The organism is Priestia sp. TRM10 (assembly GCF_057808375.1).
This window is the reverse complement of record NZ_JBJZOT010000013.1, coordinates 491,101-507,838: the sequence shown is the minus strand read 5'-3', so window position 1 is coordinate 507,838 and position 16,738 is coordinate 491,101. Positions and strand designations below refer to the sequence as shown.

The window sequence follows — 16,738 nt, the reverse complement described above, 5'->3', positions numbered from 1 at the left end:
CTAGTTTTTTTTATTTAAACTACCTAAAAAAACCTCTTACAGAAGTAGACACTTCTGTAAGAGGTTTTCTTTGCGTTATGATACTTTCTTCGTTTTATTACCTTGTTTCACTTGCTTATAATCTTTACCTAATGCTTTGATAAGCGAAGCTGTCATTAAAATCATAATGATTGAGAATGGGAACGCAGCAAGAATCAGCATATTTTGTAAATTAGTTAATGCTGTTTCTCCTCCAGAGTAAAGAAGTACAAGCGCTACCGCTGCTTGTAAGAATCCCCATGTTAATTTTACATTACCACTTGGGTTTAATGAGCCATTTGTTGACTGCATACCTAGTACAAACGTTGCAGAATCCGCAGATGTAATAAAGAATGTTCCGATTAAGCATAGCCCAACGATAATTGCAATTGTTCCCAATGGGAATTGTTGTAGTGTTCCAAAAAGAACATTTTCAGTTGGAAGGTTTTGTAAAGCCGCTAACCCCTTTTGTTGCACATCAATCGCACTTGTACCAAACACAGCAAACCAAAGCATGCTGACAATAGCAGGTACAAATAGAACTCCAAATACAAATTCACGAATGGAACGACCTTTTGATACACGTGCGATAAATAATCCAACAAACGGACTCCATGCAATCCACCAAGCCCAGTAATAAATTGTCCATGAATCAATCCATCCGCGATTTTCTTCATTTAAAGGTGACAATCTAAAGCTCATACGTGGCAGATTCTGAATATAAGAACCTAATGTGTCTACAAACATGTTTAAAATGTAAACCGTTGGTCCTGCGAAAAGTACTACTAAAAGTAAAAGAGTAGCTAATCCTAAGTTAGCATTACTTAAAATCTTAATTCCTTTACTTAAACCACTCCATGCTGAAATCATAAATAAAATGGTAACAATTACAATAATAATAACTTGGGTTCCAAAGCTCTTAGAAATGCCTGTTAAGAACGATAACCCTCCATTAATTTGGATAGCACCTAACCCTAAAGTTGTGGCTACTCCTACCACTGTAGCAAAAATAGCAATAATATCAATGATTTTACCGATTGGTCCTTCTGCCTTTTTACCTAAAATCGGAGATAATGTGGCACTAATGAGGCCTGGTTTACCATGACGGAATTTGAAATAAGCAAGAGCTAGTGCTACAATACCATAAATCCCCCAAGCATGAAGGCCCCAGTGGAAAAATGTATAGCGTAATGCATCACGTGCTGCTTCATTTGTTCCTGTTTCTACTCCTTCTGGTGTGCTTGTCATAAAGTGACTAATGGGTTCTGCTGCCCCCCAGAAAACAAGTCCTGTTCCCATCCCAGCACTAAATAACATGGCGAACCATGTTGGAGTACTGTAATCTGGTTTACTATCTGGACTCCCTAATTTAATTCTACCGTATTTACTCAAACCTAATGCAATGCAAATAATTAAAAACAGGGATACAATCAACAGATAATACCATCCAAAATCAGAAGTAAGGAAAGAACGAACATTCCCTATAATGCTTCCAAAGTTATCAGGCGCTACTGCTCCCCATATCACTACAGCCAGTGTAACAAATACTGACCACCAAAAAACGCCAGTGACTTTATTATTCATATATTAATTCTACACCTTCCTATTTGATTTTCGCCTTTTCTTATTTTCCACCTTTCACTCTAATCTAAACCTTTTTTCCCACTGTATTTTCTCACCTCTCTAGTCAATATTGATCAAAAAATAAAAGAAGCATCTGACGGATCAAATGCTTCTTTGTTTTTCATTTTCAAGGCGATAAAATTACTGTTGTATTATATGCTAAAGCATCAGTTTTATAAACCTATATGCTCTTGAAATTACGCTTTGTTTGAAGAACCAAACTCACGCATTTTACCAATAACAGTCGTTTTAATTGCTTCACGAGCTGGTCCTAGGTATTTACGTGGATCATATACTTCAGCGTCTGCTGCTAATACTTCACGAACAGCTTTTGCAGAAGAAATTTGGTTTTCTGTGTTTACATTGATTTTAGCTGTACCGAAAGAAATCGCTTTTTGGATATCTTTTGTTGGAATCCCCGTACCACCGTGTAATACAAGCGGCATGTTTGTAAGACCACTGATTTCTTCCATTTCTTTGAACCCTAAGTTTGGTTCCCCTTTGTAAGGACCGTGAACAGAACCAAGTGCTGGAGCTAGGCAGTCGATACCTGTACGCTCTACAAGCTCTTTACATTCTTGTGCATCTGCGTAAATTACGCCTTCTGCAATCACGTCATCTTCTTGTCCACCAACAGTTCCAAGCTCAGCTTCAACAGATACACCGTGGAAATGAGCAAGCTCAACAACTTTAGATGTTACTGCAACGTTCTCTTCGAAAGGACCGTGAGAAGCGTCGATCATAACAGATGTGAAACCAGCATGAATAGCTTTTGCACAAGACTCAAAGCTTGAACCATGGTCAAGGTGAATCGCAACAGGTACTGTTACATTGTACTCTTCCATAAGTGCTTCCACAAGTTTCACGATTGTTTTGAATCCGCCCATGTAACGGCCTGCACCTTCAGAAACACCAAGGATAACTGGAGATTTTTCTTCTTGTGCTGCTTGTAAAATCGCTTGTGTGAACTCTAAGTTGTTCAAGTTGAATTGACCTACTGCATAACCGTTATCTTTAGCAGTATTTAGCATTTCTTTCATTGATACTAATGGCATGATAATTCCTCCAAATTAGAATATGTAATATAGAATCGCATAAAGAGCTCTCGCTCTTTACGCGGTATTCTGCCTAAATTAGTTAGCTACGTGAACTTTTAAAAGGTTTGTTGAACCAGACTTACCAAACGGCATTCCAGCTGCAAGAATAACAAGATCACCGTGCTCAATAATACCTTTATCAACAGCAAGGTTTGTTGCATCACTTGTAATATCATCAATTGTTTCAAACGTGTTGCCTTCGATTGGAACAACACCTGACATAAGCATTAGCTTACGAGAAGTTGATTGATTTTTTGTGATTGCTACAACTGTTGCTTTTGGACGGAAGCGAGAAATCATGCGTGCTGTATATCCGCTTTCCGTTGGAGCTAAGATTGCTTTTACATCAAGCGTCATTGCTGTATCTGCTACTGCTTGACCAATTGCATCTGTTACGCTTGAAACACCAACTGAATCAGCAAACAGTTTTTCTTTTGAATAATCAAGAGCAGATTCTGCACGAAGTGCGATGCTGTTCATTGTGCGAACAGCTTCAACTGGATAGTCCCCAGCAGCCGTCTCACCAGAAAGCATGATTGCATCTGTGCCATCAAAGATTGCGTTTGCTACGTCACTTGCTTCAGCACGAGTTGGACGTGGGTTACGTTGCATAGAATCTAACATTTGTGTTGCTGTAATAACAGGCATTCCTAAATGATTACATTTTTCGATAAGCTCTTTTTGTACAAGAGGTACTTCTTCAACAGGAATTTCAACACCCATGTCTCCACGAGCAACCATTAAACCATCAGAAACTTCTAGGATCTCATCAATGTTATTGATTCCTTCTTGGTTCTCAATTTTAGAGATGATTTTAATATCTGTTGCATTGTTGTCTTCTAGAAGCTTACGGATTTCAAGAACGTCTGCTGCTTTACGAACGAAAGAAGCAGCAATGAAATCTACGCCTTGCTCAACCCCGAATAAGATATCTGCACGGTCTTTTTCTGTAATACCAGGAAGGCTTACGCTTACGCCAGGAACGTTTACACCTTTTTTGTTTTTAAGAACGCCAGTGTTTTGGATTGTTGTATGAATTTCACCATTTGCAGCATCAACAGTATCTACTGTTAGACCGATTAAGCCATCGTCAAGTAAAATTGTATCCCCTTGTTTTACATCGTTCACAAGGTTTGAGTATGTAATAGAGAACTTTTCTTTCGTTCCTTTTACTTCTTTCATTGACACGATGATTTTTTCGCCTGCTACAAGCTCAAGTGCTCCGCCGTCCATTTCGTTTGTACGGATTTCAGGGCCTTTTGTATCAAGAAGAATAGCAACTGTTTTACCCGTTTCTTTTGACACTTCACGAATTGTTTTAATACGGCCACCGTGCTCTTCAAAGTCACCGTGTGAGAAATTTAAACGAGCTACGTTTAAGCCCTCTTCTACTAATTTCGTGAATGTTTCGCGATTTTCACTAGCTGGTCCAATAGTACATACAATTTTAGTTTTTCTCATTCTCTCTTCTCCTTACGTCTAAAGATTATGGAACAATTACAACTTACTACACGTTCTTTTTCTTTAGATTGATAATTCTTTAGATAGTTTATACATGTTCATGTCGATATGATGTTCTTTTCCTAACACTTCTAGAATATCGTAATCAACAAGCTCATTTTTTTGAATTCCAACAGCACGTCCGCCGCGTCCTTGCAATAATAAATCAACAGCATATCCACCAAAACGGCTTCCTAATACGCGGTCAAATGCAGATGGAGATCCTCCGCGTTGAATGTGGCCAAGAACTGTTACACGCGTTTCAACACCTGACTTTTCTTTTAACTTCTCAGCAAGTTCATTTCCACTCATAACACCCTCAGCAACAACGATAATGCTGTGTTTCTTACCACGCTCATTTCCTTGATGAAGACGAGCAATGATATCATCGAAAGATTCGTCTGCTTCCGGAATCAGAATTGTTTCTGCTCCACCAGCAAGACCTGACCAAAGTGCAATGTCTCCAGCATCTCGCCCCATTACTTCAACGATGAATGTGCGCTCATGCGAAGAAGCCGTATCGCGAATACGGTCAATTGCATCAATGACAGTATGTAAAGCTGTGTTAAATCCTAACGTATAGTCTGTTCCTGGAATATCATTATCGATAGTTCCTGGAATTCCAATACAAGGGAATCCTTTTTTTGTAAGCTTAATTGCGCCTTGGTAAGATCCATCTCCTCCAATAACAACTAATGCTTCAATACCATGTTTCTTCAGTTGTTCAATGCCCTTATCTTGTCCCTCTTCTGTTTTGAATTCTTCACAGCGAGCTGACTGAAGCATTGTTCCACCACGTTGAATAATATCTCCAACAGAACCAACTTCTAGCTTTTGAATGTTTCCTTCAATAAGCCCTTTATATCCTTGACTAATTCCATACACTTCAAGTCCTTCAAAGATTGCTTTGCGGACTACCGCACGAATTGCTGGATTCATACCTGGAGAATCGCCGCCACTCGTTAATACGCCGATTTTTTTCATTTTTCTCATCACCTCATACATCTATCATATTTCAAGATTGTCTTTTTTACAAACAATCTTACATAGGAAATGGGGAATCGTTTCTAAGCATTACATTATGAAAAATTTTACTCTTCTTTATGTATACCTTATAATGGAAAAGACTCCATTGTCGAAACTCATTGATTTACGCCTATTACCTTAACATACTTGTTATATTTGTGAAAATAGCATGAAAGCGATTATCATCTCTTTTTTTCACTTTTTTTCACTTTTTTTCTTCGTTTTTCGCCCTTCTTTGCGTTATTTCATATTTTTTCACCTTAACGCTGTTGCTCCTTAAAAAGTTTCCAACTCTATTTTTTAGTATAACCTATCCTTGTCAATCCATTACCTTTTTTAACAAAGAGAAAAAGCGCAGAAAAGATTCTGCGCTTTTTCGTTTTTTATAGTTCATCAAAACCATTTGCATCTGTTGTTTTAGCATATTGACGACTTTTTTGTTCGAAGAAGTCTGTTTTGCCAAGATCCACTGTTTCATATGCTTTAATCCAACGAAGAGGATTTTGTCGGTATCCTTCATAAGGACGCTCAGTACCAAGCTGATTTGCCCGAACGTTCGCATAAAACTTAATGTAATCTTCTACCTCTTGTAGAACAAGACCTTCAATTTCGTCTCCGATTACAGTCTTAGCCCAGCTTACTTCAAGCTCAACGGCGCGCTTAAGTGTTTCATTAATAAATTGGTGAAGTTCTTTCGTGTTGTATTCTGGATACTCCACTAAAATTTCTTTAAAAATCTTCACAAATAAATCTACGTGAATTTGCTCATCTCGGTTAATGTAATTAATCATAGTGCTTGTAGCTACCATTTTGCGGTTGCGAGCAAGATGATAGAAAAAGGCAAAACCAGAATAGAAGAACAAACCTTCTAAAATCACGTCGTACACAAGCGACTTTAAGAGCGTTTCGACGCTTGGGTTTTCAGCAAAATCTTTATAACCGTTCGTGACGAATTCATTGCGCTCTACAAGCGTTGGTTCTTCACGCCAGTAGTTGAAAACTTCGTCTTGTTTAGATTTGTTTACAATGCTTGAAAGTACATAGCTATAAGAGTGATTATGAATGACTTCCTGCTGTGCCAGCATAATCATAAGCGCATTTAAGCTTGAGTCTGTCAAATAGTCTGCTACTTTCCCGGCATAGTCTGTTTGAATGCTGTCTAAAAGAGCAAGAAGTCCAATAATTTTCAAGAAAGAATCTTGTTCTTTCTCTGTTAGCTGCGGAAACTGCTTAATATCATGTGACATATTAATCTCAAACGGTGTCCAAAAGTTCGCTAGCATTTTTTTATATTTAGGGTACGCCCAACTAAATCGAACGTCATCCCAGTTTAAAACATTAGAGCTTTCTCCGTTAATAATGCTTGTTGATCTGTTTGGTGCCTGACGATCCATAATGTCACGCTTTTTTAGTGTATATGACATCACAATTCACCTTTCTTCTATTATATATGTTACGCTTAGCTATGGCAGCTTTCACATTCGTCAATTGCATCTCCAGATGTTGAACGAACATAATATGTTGTTTTTAATCCTTCTGACCATGCATTAAGATGCAGATCTAAAAGGTCTTTTGCACGAATATCGTTTTGTACATAAAGATTAAAAGATACAGCTTGGTCAATGTGACGCTGACGTTTCGCGTTTTGTTTAATGCTCCAATTTTGATCAATGTGATATGCTGATTTATAATACCAGTTTGTTTGCGGCGTAAGATCTGGTGCCGTTACTGGAATTTTATAGTCCTTCTTCTCTTCCGAATATTCTTTACGGAAAATAGGATCGATACTTGCGCTAGAGCCCGCAATAATACTTGTTGAAGAATTCGGTGCAACAGCCATAACGTAGCCGTTTCGCATTCCGTGTTCTTGCACTTTAGCACGAAGTTCTTCCCAACGATCGCTCGTATACCCACGATCCTCAAAATAGCGACCATTCTCCCATTCTGAACCTTCAAATACAGGATATGAACCTTTTTCTTTTGCAAGCTCCATACTCGCTGAAATGGCATAATAGGCAATGTCTTCATATAAGCGATCATTGTACTCAACAGCATCGTCACTTTCCCAGCTAATTCCCTCAAGAGCTAGTAGGTGATGAAGTCCAAACGTTCCTAGTCCGACAGCACGATACTTTTCATTCGTATATTTAGCTTGTGGTACAGGAATTGTATTTAAGTCAATTACATTATCAAGCATGCGCATTTGAATTTTCACAAGACGAGGTATAACGTCTGCTTTTACAGCTGTTGCAAGTGAAACAGAAGACAAGTTACACACAACAAAATCGCCCATCTCTTTTCGAATTACAATTGTGCCTCCATCTGTTGTTTCTTCAACAAGCGTTGTTGCACTCATGTTTTGAGCAATCTCACTACAAAGGTTACTTCCGTAAATCATTCCCTTATGTTTGTTCGGGTTTGCTCGGTTTACTGTATCACGATAGAACATGTAAGGCGTCCCTGTTTCAAGCTGTGAAATCATAATTCGTTTCATAATTTCAATTGCCGGAATTGTTTCACGAGAAAGCTTCTCTTCTCTTACACACTCTTCATATTTTTCTCTAAATGAACCGCTGCCTTTTTCTTCATCATAAAAATCTTCAAGAGAATAGTTCATAACGCTTCGCACTTCATGTGGGTCAAATAAATGCCATTCTTCTCTGTTTTGCACTTTCTCCATAAATAAATCTGGTAAGCATACGCCTGTAAATAAGTCATGTGTACGAAGACGCTCATCTCCGTTATTCAACTTAGCATCAAGGAAACTGAAAATATCTTTGTGCCATACATCTAAGTAAACAGCAATTGCTCCTTTACGCTGTCCAAGCTGATCAACACTAACAGCTGTATTATTTAGCTGTTTCATCCATGGCATAACTCCTGAAGAAACGCCTTTAAATCCTTTAATATCGCTTCCTCTTGGACGCACTTTCCCTAGATATACACCAATACCTCCGCCGTGTTTTGACAGTGTAGCAACGTCTGTATTGCTGTCGTAGATGCTTCTTAAATCATCTTCAACTGTATCAATAAAGCAGCTTGATAGCTGGCCATATGTTTTACCTGCATTTGCAAGTGTTGGTGTAGCTACTGTCATATAAAGATTTGAAAGAGCCCAATATGCTTCTTCAATAAGAGCAAGACGTTTTTCTTTTGGCTCATTTTGCATAAGCGTCATTGCAATAATTAAGAAGCGCTCTTGCGGTAATTCCATTGTTTTGCGATCGTGTGTTTGAGCTAAGTAACGATCAGATAATGTCAGTAGCCCGATGTATGTAAAAAGTTCATCACGTTCTTGTGAAATAAAACTTTGAATCTTTTCGATCTCTTCTTTCGTGTAAGAAGATAAAAGAGCAGGGCTGAAAATTCCTGTGTTTGTTAACGTCTCAATTAAATGATAAAGAGAACCATATTTCTCATCTGCTTGATAGCCACGATTTTCTGCTGCATTTCCGTAAAGCTTGTCCAATAAAACGCTAGCTGCAACATATGTCCAATCAGGTTCAAGCGTGTTAATACGCTCAAGTGCACCTAAAATAAGCAAGTTTGAAAGACGATCTCTCGTGACTTCCTGTAATGTGAACACCCCTTGAACAATTTTCTGTTCATAATCGTCAAAATCTAGATGTGGATATTTTTCTTTTAGTTTTTCTAGATATCCAACTAACGCCTCTTCAGCTCCATCTTGTTCGACAACCGTTTCTAACGTGTTCGAATTTGTTTGTAACATAATATTTCCTCCAGTCTTTACCATTCACTCTACAAAAAAAGCTCATTGTCTCTTCGAGAGCAATGAGCATAAAGCGAAGGAACGTGCGCACAAAAAAGCACAACCCTCGCTTTATCCTCCTAACTCCCGAACAGAATAAAACGTCTCAATAAAAGGCAGGTCTCCTGACTTTTGCGTCTCTCTACTCTAAGCCCTTCCCGTATAATAAGCTTATGTAAGCCTTTTCGTTCATACAGTGGATGCGCTTATTTCATCAGCAATCACAGTTGCGGGTACAGTTTTGGTTTGATTACCAAATTCCCTTTTAAGTCAATACATGACACCTTTATTTTAGGTTTATACAAAATATAGTATTTTCATATTCATTTAAGCACTACATATTGTGTTTATTATTCTATCAGACTCTTTTAGATTTTACAACAGAAAAACTCTATGTTCGTTACAATACTTGATTATACACAGTTCTTGCCCGAAAGAAAGACCTTGACTTTTCCCGTATTTATTAAACTTCTTTTCTCTCAAGGTATTGTTCCTTATAAAAAAATCAATTTCACTTTTTTGCTATTAAAAAAACTAGTTCACAAAAAATATGAACTAGTTTTATAATACACATCTTTTGTTTTTCTTAAGCAGATTTTTGATGAAGCTTATGATACGTAATTCGGACAAGTTTGTCCATAGTAAAGACGATAAGGAGGCTTGATAGAAAAGCGGCTAGAAAGCGATGATCATTGTTTATACTTTGTATAAAATGAAAGACAAAACGGTGTAGCAAACAAAATATAATGGTTATAAAAAAAAGTTTTATTCCTAACAAAATCTCTTTTTGACGTTCTTTATTAATTCCTTTCCATACCCCACAGATGCCGACAAAACTTACAAGAATTGCACCAACCCCAAGCACATATTGACGCTCGTGCCATACTTGTACAAACCCTAAAAATAAAAGTCCTAAAAATACAAAGGAAAGCGCCGTATCTCTTTTGGTATTTTTCACTCTTCTTCTCCTTTCATATATACTAAACAATTATCCCAAGTTTATCATACATTTTCTCTTCTGTTCCCCCTTTTTTTACATTTTTCTGGATATTTTTTAGTATAAAAGAGAAGAGCACGCTCTTCTCTTTTATGAATGTCACTGCCACTTATCTTTCCACTCTTGAATCATTTTATTATTTTCTTTTATTTCCGCTTTCATAAGAGCTAGTTTTTGATCTCTAATCTCCCATACGGCTTCTTTACGGCTTTTATATTGATCTAAAATACGTTTTTCTAACCTTTTAATTTCCTCTGATGAGAGTAATTTTTGTTCCTCTATATATTTTACCCCTAAAAGAAGTCGATCACGCTCCCTGAGGCTTGCTTTATCATAAGATTCTTTAATAGAATCAAAACGTCTCTGCTCGCTAAGCTCTTCCTCATCTGAAATTGCCGCCTCTTGCACAAAAGTTTTTTCAGGCGTTTCTTGCTCCCACTCTTCCTTAATGTATGTTTGTAGTTCTTCCTCGGTTGCTACGGTCTTGTAGGTACCTTTTGCTGCGACTTGTTGAAGTGCCGCTTCCTCTTCTTGCTCTACATCAAGACCAATAATATGGATATCCTCCCTGCTATTAGAAAGAATACTTTTGCTTTCTTCTCCTTCGTTCTCACAAATATCTATTCCATCGCTAATAATATAAATAGAGTTTTCATATTGTTCATCACTGTAGGAAGAAAGAACTTCTTCTGCTTTTTGCAATCCTGCTGTAAATGAAGTGTCATCTCCTTCCCTATATTCTGCTAGAGAAGAAGCAAATTCACCTGCTTCATATGACTTATGATCATACGCTACTTGTATATTCCGGCATGCGGGGACTTTTTGTGTTTCCTCATCCTCTTCTATTGGGTTCTCATATGTTAAAAGTGTAAGAGATTCGTCGTTAGGAAGAGCTGCTGCAAAATCAATAATTGCCTTTTTCGCTAATGAAAGTTTTGTTTGATTTCCTAACGTTTCTTCCATACTTTTACTCCCATCTATCAAAAGCACGGCATTCTTCTTTTTCTTTTGATCAGCAGTTACCTCTGGAAATACAGGTTCAAATGTTTCAAGCTCTTTTTCTATTTCCCCGTACTCTCCACTTCCTAATAAGTAAACAAGATAGTTATAAAACGATTGCTCGCTACTTTTTTGCGACTGGGCGAATGAATCAATTTTCTTATGTAGAAAAGGTTCTAGATCACTTTCGATGATTTCGTCATATTTTAACGTTTGGGCAAGTTCTCTCCCCTTTAAATACTTTTTTACAAGAATTCCTTGCTTTTGATTGTTCATATCTTCTACCGTTTCTGCTGCTTGTGGTATGTTTTCTATATTAGCGCTTGAATAAGCATCAGTTTCTTCCTTTTTGCCACATGCAGTATGTATAAATAAAATGAAAATAAAAAAACTGATTAAGAGCGTTTTCCGCTTCATATTTATTATGCACCTTTCTTTCTAAAATGCTTTCTTCTATATCGGTTTTGCTTGTTTCACGCTTCATAACTTCCCGTATTTACCAGCCCCTATCTTCTTCATTATCTTAAAATTCCCCTAGCCAATCAATAAAAAAATAAAGCTAGAGATATTCTCTAGCTTTATTAGGTGAAGTATTCAATTTTGGCGTTCGGAAAGTATTTATCAATATAAGATTCCAAATGCTCACGAAGCTCATGTTCTTCATCCTTAGAATAAATATATTTTCCAATTCCATATCGTCCCCACTTATAGCGACGACTTTCTTCATCCATTTCAAGCTTTGATTTTGGATAGTTTTTTTGAATAACTCGCTTTGCTGGCTTTGTAAAGCGATGCTGAATCATTTCAAAAGTGATGTCTTGTCGGGCTCTTTCAGGCAACTGTGCATCAAGCTTTTCAAAAAGCGTCTTATACCCTTCCTCCCAGCCTTCATGAATATAAATAGGTGCAACAATAAATCCAAGCGGATATCCTGCTTCTGCAACTTTCCTCGCAGCCTCAATTCGATAATCAAGCGGTGATGTTCCAGGCTCGAAATTTTTAATAACATAATCAGCATTCACACTAAAACGAAATCTTGTACGCCCGTTATGCTCTGCATCTAAAAGATGGTCAACATGATGAAACTTTGTAACAAAACGCAGTCTTCCAAAATCCGTTTTCCCAAAATATTCAATAGCACGTTTAAGCGTATGTGTTAAGTGATCAATTCCAACAATATCAGAAGTACACGAAGCTTCAAAACGGGTCATTTCAGGTGCTCTTTCTTCTATATACTTTCTTGCTTGATCAAAAATTTCATCTATATTTACATATGTTCGAATGTATGGTTTGCTGCCCATTGTTGTTTGTAAATAACAATAGTGACAGTGTCCCATACATCCTGTTGCAAAAGGTATTGCATATTCTGCTGATGGCTTTGATGTATCAAACTTTAACGTTTTTCTTACGCCAACAACAAGCGTTGATTTAGCGTTACGGTATTGCTGTAGATGATTTTTCCCTGGAATGTTTCTTACTTGATTATGTGAAGTTGTTTCTCTTATTTCAAGGCCCATCTTTTCAAACTTTTCTTTCAATTCTACACCCAGAGGGTATTCAAGCGCTCTTGGTTCAATATATACAAGCTGTGGTACAAAAGGTTTTATCATCCCTGTAAATCCTTTCTCCGTTAGACACGGGCTTTAAAAGCGTTCCTTTATATAGTAGAGAATCATTTTTTCTTTAATCATACTGCTCATAATCAAAGATTTCGTTGTATGCCTGCTGTGCATCTTGTTCCGTAGGGAAAAGAGCATCATCTTCACCAATGAGGTGATATGATTCATGAATAAAAAGAGCAACGTCGTTTTTATTTTCAGGGTGTTGTACAATCTCTGCTTTTTGAATGTTTGCTACTGTCGCAGCATGCGGATTGCGATATATAACATACACGTCGTCTCCTTCGCGTATTTCTTTTGGATCAAGCGTATTCATTTTATCCCTTCTCTCGTTTAGATTTTAGGAACTATCCCATTTTTTTAGCGTCTCCACCATATATTGTTTTATGAACCGTCTAATGAATTAGCCAATGTTACCAAAAAAAAAACGCAGCATCTTCTAGATGCTGCGTTTGTTACTATATATTATACATTTTGGCTTGATTTTTGCGCGTTTTTCAACCGATTTGCAAAGACATCTTTTGCTTGAGTAGAGCGATTGTCTGCTTCTCTTTCTTCCCATAGAACTAAAAGGCGACGATAATAAACATACCCACCTAAACTAAGCAGAAACAACAAAATGGTTAAAACCATTACAAAATCAAAATCCACAATCGATCATTCTCCTTTTCACAGTGTCTTTACCACATTAACGAAAAAGGTAAGAGCAAAGTTTCATTTTTCACATTACAGTTGTTTAACAAACGTGTGACGACTTTCATCATAATTTAAAAGTGCACTCTCCTGATGTTGAAACCGCTCGTTTTCAACGTTCGTAGACACAATAATTTTCTTACAACCTTTTTGCTTTGCCCATGTTTGCAAATAAACAAACAAATCATCTATATATAAATCAATCTCCTCATTCCCATAAAGAAGCTCACTAATGTACAAATGTTTTCCGTCGCAAAAGTTGGTATGAATGCTTCCCCCAACAATAACCACTATCTTTTGCTTCACAGAAAGCGAAAAGAAATGATGACCTTCTGCATTCATAACCGTTGCTTGCTGAATAAATTGATCACGATCTAATTCCGCATCAAGACGTTTTAGAAAGTGAAAAACTTGAAACCATTCCTCCGTGCTGCTTAGTTGCTTAATTTCGTAATTGTCCATTGTTATACTCCCATCATCAGTAGAGCCGTCATGCTTGAAGTTGTTCGCATGATGTTTACACATAAGTTGCAAAACAGCTTTACTGACTATTTTCCATTTTTGACATTATTTTTATTTTTAAGACGTTAAAAAGTTTAAAAAATAACCCTACTATAATATTCAAGTTATACTCATCTTTTTTGGGGGTGATTCTACTTAAAAATAAATTTTTAGTGGAGACCTCTCCCTTGTTCCTTAAAAGTTGACGAATTTTTATAGCAGTGCTTTAATAATGATGAATCTACATTAAAAAAGTGAGTTACTGGAAATTTCCATATGACAAGGAGCTTTTAACAATGTTACCTAGTAAGGAAACGCTACAATTTTTAATGCCATATAAGTTTGCTGTTGATGAACTTAAAACTAAACTAAAAATCATCCAGCAGGAGGCTTATTTTTCACTTGAGCACAATCCAATTGAACATATGAAGTTTCGGGTTAAGAGCCCGGAAAGCATGACAAAAAAGTTAAAAAGAAAAGGTGCGGCTGCAACGTTAACAAGTGCAAAAAATGTTTTAAATGATATCGTTGGTGCACGCATTGTATGTTGTTTTGAAGAAGATATTTACTTTTTACGCGACTTATTTTATTCACGTCCTGATCTAACTGTAGTTGAAGAAAAAGACTATATTAAAGAACCAAAATCAAACGGCTATAGAAGTCTACACTTAATTGTCGAAGTACCTGTTGTAATGCATGAAAAAACAGAAATGGTTAGAGCAGAGATTCAAATTCGTACTATTGCAATGGATTTTTGGGCAAGTGTTGAACATAAAATTTTCTATAAATACGATCGGGAAATCCCTACTCATTTAAAAGAAGAATTATCAGAAGCTGCCTCTGCCGCTAACGAACTAGATTTGAAAATGGCTAAAGTTCGAAAAGAAATTCAAAATATCGAAAACGCGTATGATTCAATGATTATGCACTAGTTCATTCTTCTTTAAATATGACGATTCTTCAAAAAATAAGGACTATCAGTTGCTCTCTATCTCCTAATAAGCTACGATAAAAGAAAGAACGTATTTAACGAGGTGGACAAGGTGAATCTTAAAAAAATCGCGCAGTTTTTTTTAATCGCGATTGCAGCAACAGTTTTTGGCTCTTTCATTGTACTTATACTTGTACGAGCCCTTGTTGGTCTGTTTTAAAATATAATAAAAAAAGCTGACAACTGGATTGTCAGCTTTTTCTTCTTTTATAATACTTTCACATAAAATGTACGTGTTCTTGGACCATCGTATTCACAAAAATAAATGCCTTGCCAAATTCCAAGAAGAAGATCCCCTTCTGTAACGATAATGTGTTGCGAAGGACCAACTGTGCTTACTTTTAAATGAGCTGCTGTGTTACCTTCCATATGACGATCTTCCCTATGTTCCCAAGGATAAACTTCATCAAAACGCCGAATCATATCTTTTTTCACGTCTGGATCTGCGTTTTCATTAATTGTAATCCCTGCTGTTGTATGTGGAGAATACACAAGAACCGCTCCTTCTTTCACATTTGCCTCCTTTACAACAATACGTACTTTGTCTGTTACATCAATCATTTCATCTCTTTTTTTCGTTTCTACCGTAAACTTTTTCAACATGAAATAATTTCTCCTTTTTTCCTTTTATTTTCTACAATTTCTGCTACACTTTTTACTAGAACCGATTGTTCTTACAAGTACTATAACCGATTTTACAAACGAGAAACAGCTTGATTCTAATCGAATTTTAGGAGGCACATAGATTTGGGAAAAGCAAGTCGTACAATTATTTTTGATATTCTGTTTTACATTGCTGTTCCATGGCTAATTTGGAAATATGGCCGTGAGAGCCTTGGTGACTATTATGCAATGCTTCTATCAACAGGACCTGGTATCCTTTATACGCTTTATCGCTTCGGGCGAGACAAGCAGTTTAATGTAACAGGGCTGTTTATTTTAACAACGATGATTTTAAGCACTGCTGTTGATCTTTTATCAGGCTCTGCTGAAGCAATGCTCGTTAATAGCGTATATGTTTCTGCTGTTATTGGCGTCTTTTTCCTTGTGACAACATTTACAAAAAGACCATTCGCTATGTATTTTTTTGTTGATGGCTATCAGCTAATGGGCTATGATCGTCAACAAACACTCGCAGCTTGTCTGCACCCTTCTATCCTAAAAGGATTCCAAATTTGCACAGGAATCATGGCGCTTCGGCAGTTCGCTACAAGCGGTGTGAAGTGGTATTTAATCGGAAAATACGGTGTTGATGGATACGACAAAATGCTTGTTGTAATGCGTGTAACAGGTTGGATTTTTTCAGGAGTTGTAACGGTTGCTCTCATTATTGTTGCAAGCAAGCTTGGCAATATGCTTCCACATGAAGAAGATGAAAAGGATGAAGATCAAAACCCACCACCATCTCCTGACCATAAGCTAATCTAAAAAGCATCCTGCATAATGGCAGGATGCTTTTTTTCGGTTTTAAAAGGAAAATAGCTTATGGTATGGAATGACTTACAAGAGATAAAAAGATGAGGTGAGAAAGTATGAAAAAAGCATTTATTTTTATCATTCTTTTTCTATTGATTGGAATTGGATTTCTGTTTTCTGTACGAGAATCTGATGTTTTTGCCCAATTTCCTATTCCAAGAACAGCTGAAAAAGATGCGAAGATATCTCACGATTCCTCTGTTGAAAAGTATGCTAGATATAGCTGGCCGAAAATAAAGAAAGATGAACCAATTCCTTCCTCTTATAAAACGTTAATTACAATGTGGGGATGGAAAGAGAAAGCACAACAAGATCGCAAAGAAATGACGGTGTTTAAAAAGGATGAAAAAGAGATTCGCTTTTTTACACACGATGGCTTCTTTATCCTAGTCACAACAAAATAGAGCTTTTCATAAAAAAACAGGATGC

At 36.9% G+C, this 16,738-nt stretch carries 15 protein-coding genes, 1 pseudogene and 1 riboswitch; of the genes and pseudogenes, 3 read left to right on the top strand and 13 right to left on the bottom strand.

Translation table 11 applies throughout. The features are described from left to right. Positions 1 to 75 precede the first annotated feature (75 nt). The 12 genes and pseudogenes from ACK3CR_RS13900 to ACK3CR_RS13845 all read right to left on the bottom strand — a co-directional run bounded on the left by ACK3CR_RS13900 (position 76) and on the right by ACK3CR_RS13845 (position 13,803). A complete protein-coding gene (locus tag ACK3CR_RS13900) occupies positions 76 to 1,602 on the bottom strand; it encodes a glycine betaine uptake BCCT transporter (protein ID WP_488975579.1) in 1,527 nt (508 codons plus the stop codon). Between the two features lie 236 nt (positions 1,603 to 1,838). Further along, a complete protein-coding gene (locus tag ACK3CR_RS13895) occupies positions 1,839 to 2,696 on the bottom strand; it encodes a class II fructose-bisphosphate aldolase (protein ID WP_243513075.1) in 858 nt (285 codons plus the stop codon). Between the two features lie 90 nt (positions 2,697 to 2,786). Next, positions 2,787 to 4,199 (bottom strand): annotated as a pseudogene (gene pyk, locus ACK3CR_RS13890) (pyruvate kinase); the annotation flags it as partial. Between the two features lie 63 nt (positions 4,200 to 4,262). Next, positions 4,263 to 5,222 (bottom strand): 6-phosphofructokinase, encoded by a 960-nt coding sequence (gene pfkA, locus ACK3CR_RS13885; RefSeq protein WP_061803906.1) that lies wholly within the window; start codon positions 5,220 to 5,222, stop codon positions 4,263 to 4,265. Between the two features lie 425 nt (positions 5,223 to 5,647). Beyond that, a complete protein-coding gene (locus ACK3CR_RS13880; protein WP_243513077.1) occupies positions 5,648 to 6,688 on the bottom strand; it encodes a ribonucleotide-diphosphate reductase subunit beta in 1,041 nt (346 codons plus the stop codon). A 35-nt stretch (positions 6,689 to 6,723) separates the two neighbouring features. After that, the gene (locus ACK3CR_RS13875; protein ID WP_243513080.1) at positions 6,724 to 8,994 is read right to left on the bottom strand and encodes a ribonucleoside-diphosphate reductase subunit alpha; all 2,271 of its coding nucleotides are present in this window, start codon (positions 8,992 to 8,994) and stop codon (positions 6,724 to 6,726) included. Positions 8,995 to 9,131: 137 nt separating this feature from the next. Next, positions 9,132 to 9,336: riboswitch (cobalamin riboswitch) on the bottom strand. Between the two features lie 283 nt (positions 9,337 to 9,619). Continuing rightward, on the bottom strand, positions 9,620 to 9,991 hold the full coding sequence (locus tag ACK3CR_RS13870; protein ID WP_488975578.1) for a hypothetical protein: 372 nt from the start codon (positions 9,989 to 9,991) through the stop codon (positions 9,620 to 9,622). A gap of 138 nt (positions 9,992 to 10,129) precedes the next feature. After that, on the bottom strand, positions 10,130 to 11,446 hold the full coding sequence (locus ACK3CR_RS13865) for a vWA domain-containing protein (RefSeq protein WP_243513084.1): 1,317 nt from the start codon (positions 11,444 to 11,446) through the stop codon (positions 10,130 to 10,132). Between the two features lie 164 nt (positions 11,447 to 11,610). Continuing rightward, complete coding sequence (gene splB / locus ACK3CR_RS13860; protein WP_488975577.1) at positions 11,611 to 12,639, bottom strand: spore photoproduct lyase; 1,029 nt, start codon at positions 12,637 to 12,639, stop codon at positions 11,611 to 11,613. Between the two features lie 73 nt (positions 12,640 to 12,712). Next, positions 12,713 to 12,964, bottom strand: a complete 252-nt coding sequence (locus ACK3CR_RS13855; protein ID WP_019393351.1) for a transcriptional regulator SplA domain-containing protein — start codon at positions 12,962 to 12,964, stop codon at positions 12,713 to 12,715. 149 nt (positions 12,965 to 13,113) lie between these two features. After that, positions 13,114 to 13,299, bottom strand: a complete 186-nt coding sequence (locus ACK3CR_RS13850; RefSeq protein WP_243513102.1) for a hypothetical protein — start codon at positions 13,297 to 13,299, stop codon at positions 13,114 to 13,116. A gap of 75 nt (positions 13,300 to 13,374) precedes the next feature. Next, positions 13,375 to 13,803, bottom strand: a complete 429-nt coding sequence (locus ACK3CR_RS13845) for a hypothetical protein (RefSeq protein WP_243513104.1) — start codon at positions 13,801 to 13,803, stop codon at positions 13,375 to 13,377. 335 nt (positions 13,804 to 14,138) lie between these two features. On the opposite strand from ACK3CR_RS13845, the gene ACK3CR_RS13840 reads away from it, so the two are divergent. After that, positions 14,139 to 14,774, top strand: coding sequence for a GTP pyrophosphokinase (locus ACK3CR_RS13840; protein WP_019393348.1), 636 nt, complete (start codon positions 14,139 to 14,141; stop codon positions 14,772 to 14,774). Positions 14,775 to 15,040: 266 nt separating this feature from the next. Here the strand turns inward: ACK3CR_RS13840 and ACK3CR_RS13835 are convergent, their stop codons facing one another. Further along, on the bottom strand, positions 15,041 to 15,436 hold the full coding sequence (locus ACK3CR_RS13835) for a secondary thiamine-phosphate synthase enzyme YjbQ (protein ID WP_328123580.1): 396 nt from the start codon (positions 15,434 to 15,436) through the stop codon (positions 15,041 to 15,043). Between the two features lie 144 nt (positions 15,437 to 15,580). On the opposite strand from ACK3CR_RS13835, the gene ACK3CR_RS13830 reads away from it, so the two are divergent. Both ACK3CR_RS13830 and ACK3CR_RS13825 read left to right on the top strand, forming a co-directional pair. Beyond that, positions 15,581 to 16,261 (top strand): VC0807 family protein, encoded by a 681-nt coding sequence (locus ACK3CR_RS13830; RefSeq protein WP_328123579.1) that lies wholly within the window; start codon positions 15,581 to 15,583, stop codon positions 16,259 to 16,261. A 104-nt stretch (positions 16,262 to 16,365) separates the two neighbouring features. Beyond that, complete coding sequence (locus ACK3CR_RS13825; RefSeq protein WP_243513111.1) at positions 16,366 to 16,713, top strand: hypothetical protein; 348 nt, start codon at positions 16,366 to 16,368, stop codon at positions 16,711 to 16,713. Positions 16,714 to 16,738 lie beyond the last annotated feature (25 nt).